A 2266-nucleotide genomic window follows, 5' to 3' on the forward strand; every position below is an offset into this window, starting at 1 on the left:
GGCACCTGGGCGATCGGCCCTTCCAGCGCATAGCGATGAGGGGCATCCCGGCTCGAGACACCCCTCTACCAGCAAGATTTTCAGTGCGCTTCTAGCCGAGCTGACGTCAACCATGTCCTGAGACCAAAGCGTCAAGGATGTCCTAAGACCTCACATCGACAGTTGGTCCAGGTGGGACTGTCCTGAACGGTCACGCCCCGAGCTGCTAATGCGATCTGGGTGGAGGCTCTGGCGTCGCGCCCGTTGGGTATCCGTCAGAAGGGCGATCACAACGGATTCGCGTGGTCGTCACCATAGGGTCGGTTTTTCACGCCTCGTCGACGGTCCGCAGGTCTCGGGGGTCACGGATGAGGGAAACCGCTTCGGAACGGCCTGCTGAGTGGACCAACCCTTGGCCTCCCGACCAGTGTCATATCGCGCAGATGACGCGGGAAAGTGATCCGGGCTCGCGGCGAAGAGTAGATGACAGTTGACCATCTCACTCGGAGGCACTCGCATGAGAGAGACGAGTACTTGACCGCCGAGATGCGCGAGCAGGTGAATGACGCCGAGCTTGTCGATCGGTTCCAGCGGGACCCAGAGCTGTTCACGGCCGTCTACGACCGCTACTTCCGCGACATCTACCTGTATGCGACCGGACGCCTGGACGTGCAGGCGGGCGAGGACATCGCCGCGGAGACGTTCTGTGTGGCCTTCCGTGACCGTGAACGGTTCAACCCCGAACGCGGCAGCCTGCGGCCCTGGTTGTTCGGCATCGCCACCAATCTGATGGCTCGGCATCGGCGTAAGGAGGCGCGCCATTACCGGGCACTGGCTCGTGTGAGGGTCGAGCCCGTGCCTGACAGCCACGAGAACCGCGTCATCAGCTCGGTGACCGCCGAGCGCATGAAGCCGCAGTTGGTCAAGGCCCTTGCCGCACTGAACCAGGGTGAACGCGACGTCGTCATGCTCGTGTCCTTGGGCCAGCTCAGCCACCAGGAGGTGGCCGAGGCGCTCGGCGTCTCCTACGGCACGGTCGGCTCCCGGCTCAGCCGGGCACGCAAAAAGCTTCACAACGCGATCGATCAGGAGGCTTTCCATGGATGATCTGCACGAGATCGGCACCCTGCTGGCCAAGCCGGAGCCGTCGCGTGACGTGATCGACCGCCGCCGACACCAGCTGCAGAACGCGATGCGCCGTACCCCAGTCCGTAGGCGCAGGATCGGCTGGCTGGCAGGCGGTCTGACACTAACCGCCGTCGCGGCAGCCGTCGCGGTCGTGGTCGCCTCGGGTGCGACGTTGCCCACCGGCTCCCCCGGCGGCCCGCCGGTCGCGGCGCAGCAGCAGTCCGCCCGGCAGGTTCTGCTCGTGGCCGCCGCGACCGCAGAGCGGATCCCGGAGGGATCCGGTAAGTACTGGCACGTCACGGTGACGCGCAAGGACGATAACGGCAGGGTCTTCGAGAAGCGCCGGGAAGAGTACTGGTTCCAGCGCGACGGTCAAACCTGGATCAGGGGCCTGGGTCTGAAGGGAGAAGGAAAGATCCAACACTTCACAGGGCCGCAGCCGTTCCGGCTGGGGCCGCTCGAGACAAGCTTTGAGAAGCTCCGGAAGTTGCCGGCCGATCCGGCCGCGTTACAGGCCGCGTTGCGGATCGAGATCACCGATGGTGTGCGGCGCGGCGATATCAGAACGAGCGCCGGCGAGCCATCCGCAGACGACCGGAACGACTTCGTCTTCGAAGCGCTGACCTCCCTGATCAGCCAGGTGCCGGTCTCGTCGGAGGTCCGCGCCGCAGCCTTCCGGGCGATCGCCTCGCTGCCGAACGTCCAGAGCCTCGGCGCAGTCGAGGGCGGGCATGGCCTGCAGGTCTCCTTGTCATCGGAGCAGGTCAGGTTGGTCGTCGATCCGGAGACTTCGTGGGTGCGTGACACGAACTTCTATGTCCCCCAAGGCGGAGGGCGGCTTTTCCTCATGGACGGAACCGCATCGATCGTCGCCGAGTGGACAGACCACCTGCCCGAGTAGCCCCGGCCCCGGACGCCGACCGGCCGCGCGGGGACTCGTGTGAGCACGCCCGCTCATGTGAGTCCCCAATGCTCGGCGTCCGGAACCGGACGTATGGGCCCCTGGCGTCCAGCGAAGGCACTCCACACCCATGACGTGCACCGGCTGCTCGATTACTTTACCGAAGATGCCATCTTTGTCTCTCCCGCAGGAATAGCAGATGGGCGCGAACAGATCGCGTGGCTCTTTGAGCAATTCTTCAAGGGATTTCCGGACCTC

At 64.9% G+C, this 2266-nt stretch carries 3 protein-coding genes; all 3 read left to right on the top strand.

Features of this window, described 5'->3' with window-relative positions; translation table 11 throughout:
• Nucleotides 1-513 precede the first annotated feature (513 nt).
• Nucleotides 514-1086: an RNA polymerase sigma factor gene (locus tag CHC08_RS47680; protein WP_089213948.1), complete on the top strand. Its 573-nt coding sequence runs from the start codon at nt 514-516 to the stop codon at nt 1084-1086.
• Nucleotides 1079-2008, top strand: coding sequence for a CU044_5270 family protein (locus tag CHC08_RS47685; RefSeq protein ID WP_089213949.1), 930 nt, complete (start codon nt 1079-1081; stop codon nt 2006-2008). Before CHC08_RS47680 ends, CHC08_RS47685 begins: the two co-directional genes overlap by 8 nt.
• 93 nt (nt 2009-2101) lie before the next feature.
• The coding region (locus CHC08_RS53165; protein WP_143653723.1) for a nuclear transport factor 2 family protein at nt 2102-2266 on the top strand (165 nt) is incomplete at its 3' end.

Source organism: Streptosporangium subroseum (assembly GCF_900188345.1).
GTDB lineage: Bacteria > Actinomycetota > Actinomycetes > Streptosporangiales > Streptosporangiaceae > Streptosporangium > Streptosporangium subroseum.